The following is a 5199-nucleotide window of genomic DNA, read 5'->3' on the forward strand; positions in this document are numbered from 1 at the left end:
TTTACATCCTGTCCAAGGACGAAGGTGGCCGTCACACCCCGTTCTTCAAAGGCTACCGTCCGCAGTTCTACTTCCGTACCACCGACGTAACTGGTGCGGTTGAGCTGCCGGAAGGCACCGAAATGGTAATGCCGGGCGACAACATTCAGATGTCTGTGACTCTGATCTGCCCGATCGCCATGGAAGAAGGCCTGCGCTTCGCGATCCGTGAAGGTGGCCGTACCGTTGGTGCTGGTGTTGTAGCCAAGATCATCGAGTAATCTTTACTCCTGATCTGAAGCATCAAAAAAGCCGCAGTGGAAACACTGCGGCTTTTTTTGTGTCTGGGCCAGATCGGTCTGAAGGGCTGTTAAATCTGGTGTTTTAGTTCTTTGAGTAATGAATGGTAATACCCGATCACCGGCGCATCTTCCGGGAATATTTCCTCATAAGTACGTGCCAGAAATTCGCAGCGTTCAATCGCTTTACCGATTTCCCCGGACTGTTGGTAAATCTCGATTTCCAGTGCATCGTTCTTCAGTACGATGGGGTGGTTCCGCTCAAAGGTTTTCAGCCGAATGGAGCGAGAGAGCGCGTTCAGGCGTAGCGCTTCGTTGAAATCCTTATCGTGCAGGGCGATGCGTGAAAATCGCATATAAAAGCTCCCGACACCGTAATCCTCCGCACCATACCTGTCGATATTGTCCTGAAGTGCCTCATTTAGGATATGCATGCCGGCTTCTCGCTCACCAGTCAGTGCCATAATCTCGCCGAGATTCGTACGGGGCATGAGCGTCGAGCCAGAGCCGCTTGGGTAGAGTTCGGCGTAAATGGCCACTGCGCGGGCAAAGTCACTTTCCGCCTCGTCGATACGGCCCAGTTTAAAGTAAAACTCCCCGCGCTGGTTGTGCAGTTCTGCGCTTCCCTCTAGTGCAGCTAGGTCTTCTTGTAGAAATTCACTAATAATTTCCAGCGCCTTTTCATGATCGCCAAAAGCGCTTAGTAAGCGGACGTAAGTGAGGACGCAGTGGCGATAAATCTTACTGTCGGTTGAAAACAGGCTCTGGCTACTATAGTAGGCTTTTTCGGCGAGAACCCTCGCTTCATCCCAGCGACCAATTCGCATATAGCTCCTGGCAGTGAAGCGGTAGCTATTCAGTGTATCCGGGTGTGTATCCCCAAGTAATTGTATTCTCCGTGCCAGCACCTCTGATTCCGATTTCGCCGCCATTGGAAAGTCGGGTTTGTTGTAATAGGCGCTGGATAGACTGTGCCCGGTTGCGAGGCCGAGCTCGCCTCCCTTATCGGGCATTTTTTCCCAGATTTGCTGCGCCTTAGTGAGTGTTGTAATGGCATCGTCGGGACTGCCTACACGTGAAATCAATTGCCCTTTTCGGTGTAGTGCTTGTGCCAGCAGAAAGTCATTTGGGTAAACACCCAAAATCCCGATCGCTTTTTCGAGGACGCTTTGTGCTTCGTTTGTCGCGCCGATTTCCCGCTGGTAGCGGCCTTGCTGTATAAGCTGTTCCGCTACATTGTGGGCTAGATCTTTGGGGAAATTTCGGGAAGTCAAATCGCCAAAACTCTCGAAATAGTTCAGCGACTCCTGTTGCAGCGATGCTGCATCATGATATTTGCCCAGGTTGTAATGTACGCGGGCGAGAGCGCTTAGTAATTGCGATTTAACTGCGGGCTCTTCATTGAGGGAGTCGCGAGTTTTGTTGGTGGCAATGTCTATCAATTCATCCACATTTACGGATCTCCCTTGCGCATGGGCAGGGGATGCAGCATCGAACATGTCGACGAGCAAGTCACTGGTTCTTCGTGCTGTACTGACCTGTCTCTTTATTTCTTCCTGTGCGGCCAAGAGGCTATCGCGCTCTCCTCGCAGCTGGTTTGCCAGATGCAAAGACGCGCCGAGCCCGGCAGTAATTGCCAGCACTACCGACGCCGATAGCGCACAGGCCAGCGGGTATCGCGAAATCAGCCTGCCGGTGCGATAAAAAAAACTTGGCGGTGTTGCCAGCACCGGTTCACTGCGTAAGTAGCGCTCGATATCCCGTTGCAATTCGCTGGCACTGGCATAGCGTTGTTCCGGCTCCTTGCGCAACGCTTTACCTGCGATATTGTCCAGATCTCCTCGCAGGGCTCGGCGCTCGGCAAAGGCCGCCGATTTGGCCAGCGCGCGGCTAGGCAGTGTGGGTTCCGTGCGACAAATCGCATCGATTACCTTCTCGGCACTGCTGTCACCTACATCGTGGGGAGACTGCTCGGCCAGCAAGCAGTAGAGCAGGGCGCCCAGTCCGTACACATCTGTTGCGGTTGTGGTGCGCAGTCCTCGCACCTGTTCCGGACTGGCGTAGGCCAGGGTCATGCCCTTGAGTGCGGTGGCATGGGTGCGATCGCCTTCCGCCTGCAGTGCTTTGCCGATACCGAAGTCCAGGAGTTTTACCTGACCGTTTTCAGTCACCAGCACATTTTCCGGTTTGATATCCCGGTGAATGATCAGGTGGCTGTGGGCATAGCTGACCGCTTCGCACACATCCGCAAACAGGCGCAGCCGGGCTTTCAGATCCAGGTTGTTATTGCGGCAATGCTCGTGAATCGGGCTCCCCGCCACATATTCCATGACCAGATAGGGGCGACTGTCATCGGTGGTGCCGCCGTCCAGCAGGGTGGCGATATTGGGGTGCTGCAGTTTCGCCAGTATCTGGCGTTCCTGGTGGAAGTGTTTCAGTTCCTCGCTGCTGGCAAAGCTCGGTGCAATCTTGATGGCGACCTGCTGTTCATAGTTGCCATCTGCCCGTCGCGCGCGAAATACGATTCCCATACCGCCGCGGCCAATTTCTTCTTCGATGGCAAAGGCGCCTAACATCTGCCCTTGCGGCAGGCTCTGGCTCAGGGTTTTCAGTTGCTGGCCGATGATACTGGTCTGGCTGCCATTTGTTGCTGCGGTGTCGTGAAAGGCCAGTAGGCGCTCCACCTCCTGAATTTCTGCAGGGGTGGCATTGCTCATATTCAGTAGCGCTTCGCGTTCGCTGCGGGGGGTGTCAGCGCAGCGGTCGAACAGCGCTTTGACGACTTTCAGTCGCTTGTCGGTCAGTCGCTTGTCAGTGATGGACATATTCGTAGGGGGCCGTTCAGGCGCTTGCCGGGTGGTGGAGTTCCTGGAGGCGGTCGGTAAGGAAAGCGCGTGCGAATTTCAGCTCCCTTTCCACCGTTGCCACGCTGACTTCAAGTACCTCTGCCACCTTGGCCTGTGTGAATCCAGCGAGATAGTGCAGCTCGGCGATACTCTCTAGCCGATCACTGATCTGCGACATCTCGGTCAGAGTCTGATCAATGGTCAGCAGGCCCAGGTTTACATCGATATCTCCCAGCAGACTATCCATCCAAACGGTACGCATGTGTTGCCCGCTGCGCTTCTGGGCTGATTTCGCGCGCGCGTGATCCACCAGCAAGTGGCGCATGGCTTTGGCGGCGCAACGGTACAGATGGGTGCGGCTTTCAAACTGGGTAGGGGACTCCATTAAGCGCAAACAGGCTTCGTGCACTACATCGGTTGTTTGCAGGGTCAACCCTTCCGACTGGTTTGAGAGGATACGGCGGGCACAGCGCCTCAGCTCCTCATAGAGCTGCCCGGTAAGTTCTGGCAAATGTACTTGCTGAGACATGGTGTCGCTATCTTCGGCTTGCTGTTTCGTTGTTCTTGTGAGCGCGGGCCTGATGCTTTTAGGCCCGCTGCTGTTTTAGAGGTTGTTGCAAAATTGATCAATAGAAAATCGCAAAAATAATTTTCCTCAATCATGAGGGAAAGTTCTGCTCAGTTACGTAACTACTTCTAAGGATTCTCATTTGCCATGAATGGCCAACGAATCAGTACCCGAAACGCCCTGACGGCGGGAGGCACACACATGCTCAAACAATTTCTGGTAGGACTTTCCCTGGGGGCTTCCGTGTTTTCATTTGTGGTGCTGAGCGCCCGATCAGAAGTGGGCGACCGTCTAATTTTACGCGGCGCTTCAATAAAAGAGGCCGAAGGCGCTGCTACGAGCAAGTTACCGGATTTCGGGCAGCTCTATTCATTGCCACACAACCTTTACTTACGTGACTTAACTGTAGAAATGTGAATGATACCGGAATTAATTCTAACTTCGTCACGAGAAAGTCGTTAAATTTATCACATTATTCTGTTCCCGCGGGCCTTTTGTAAGGGGCCGATTTATGAAGGGAATCATACAAAAAAATATATATCTAGATTTTTACGGAATAAGAAAATGCGCGAATTACTGTTCTATTCAAAACCTGTTGCCCTGAACCGGGAAAATCACCGCAATCTGAAATTTTCTCCCAGTGACAGATTTCGTTTCTCTAGCGAAATCAATTCAGTGCCCCTCACCGGTATTGAATTCTTCGAAGCCAGTCGCGATCTGCCCATCTTTTTCAGCCGCAATGAAGCCGGCGAGTACTTCCCTCTGGCACTACTTTCCCTGCGTAACAATCAGCACACCCAGGTGGATGAGGAGGGTATATGGCAGGGCAATTACGTACCCGCGTTTATTCGTCGCTATCCCTTCGCAATGACCGATAGCCAGACGGTCTGCTTCGACGACGAGAGCGGCCAGTTCTCCGAGCAAGATGGTCAGCCGCTTTTTGACGAGAACGGTGAAAACAGCGAGACGCTAAACAATGTGCTGCAGTTTCTTACCAACTTCGACAAGTCTTTCAGGGTAACCCGTGAATTCTGCGCTGCGCTTGCCGAGCAGGACCTGTTCAAATCCTTTGATATCCAGGTGATGGCAGGAGACGGCAAGCCGGTACGCCTCGAGGGGCTGCACGTGGTTGATGAGGCCAAACTAATCGACGTCGATGCCGGCAAGGTGCAGGCCTGGTTCAAGACCGGCCAACTGGCTTGGGTTTATGCGCATCTGCACTCTCTGGGGGCGCTGCGTCAGCTGTCCAAAAAGCAGCTGCAGGCAAATGCCGTGGCGGAGGCGCACGAGAAAGCCGAAGCCGGCGCACTGAACTAGCGCCAATTCACTGTGCCGGTCGACCGGCAGAAAGCCGGGCCTGTTGAAGTAGTCTGGTCCAAAGCAGTCGCAATCCGGAAAAACGGTGCGGCTGCTTTGCTGTTTTAGCAAATACTGAAATGGCGCCGCTTGCGCGCACGAAAAATTACAACGACGAAAACCATCCCAGCCGTTTTCAAGGATCCTGAGC

General features: G+C 53.5%; 5 protein-coding genes. 3 read left to right on the top strand and 2 right to left on the bottom strand.

Features of this window, described 5'->3' with window-relative positions; all coding sequences use genetic code 11:
• On the top strand, window positions 1–260 hold a 260-nt coding region (locus ACXAG1_RS15715; protein WP_475120222.1), incomplete at its 5' end, for an EF-Tu C-terminal domain-related protein.
• An 89-nt stretch (window positions 261–349) separates the two neighbouring features.
• On the opposite strand, the gene ACXAG1_RS15720 is transcribed toward ACXAG1_RS15715, so the two are convergent.
• Together ACXAG1_RS15720 and ACXAG1_RS15725 are read right to left on the bottom strand one after the other, a co-directional pair.
• On the bottom strand, window positions 350–3103 hold the full coding sequence (locus ACXAG1_RS15720; protein ID WP_475120223.1) for a protein kinase domain-containing protein: 2754 nt from the start codon (window positions 3101–3103) through the stop codon (window positions 350–352).
• A gap of 16 nt (window positions 3104–3119) precedes the next feature.
• A complete protein-coding gene (locus ACXAG1_RS15725) occupies window positions 3120–3653 on the bottom strand; it encodes an ECF-type sigma factor (protein ID WP_475090662.1) in 534 nt (177 codons plus the stop codon).
• A gap of 240 nt (window positions 3654–3893) precedes the next feature.
• Between ACXAG1_RS15725 and ACXAG1_RS15730 the strand changes: the two genes are divergently transcribed.
• Both ACXAG1_RS15730 and ACXAG1_RS15735 read left to right on the top strand, forming a co-directional pair.
• Window positions 3894–4109 carry a hypothetical protein gene (locus tag ACXAG1_RS15730; protein ID WP_475090661.1) on the top strand — a complete coding sequence of 72 codons (216 nt, stop codon included), beginning with the start codon at window positions 3894–3896 and terminating at the stop codon, window positions 4107–4109.
• 147 nt (window positions 4110–4256) lie between these two features.
• A complete protein-coding gene (locus tag ACXAG1_RS15735; RefSeq protein WP_475120224.1) occupies window positions 4257–5009 on the top strand; it encodes a SapC family protein in 753 nt (250 codons plus the stop codon).
• Window positions 5010–5199: the final 190 nt, after the last annotated feature.

It is taken from the genome of Microbulbifer sp. ABE4_465, from assembly GCF_056160765.1.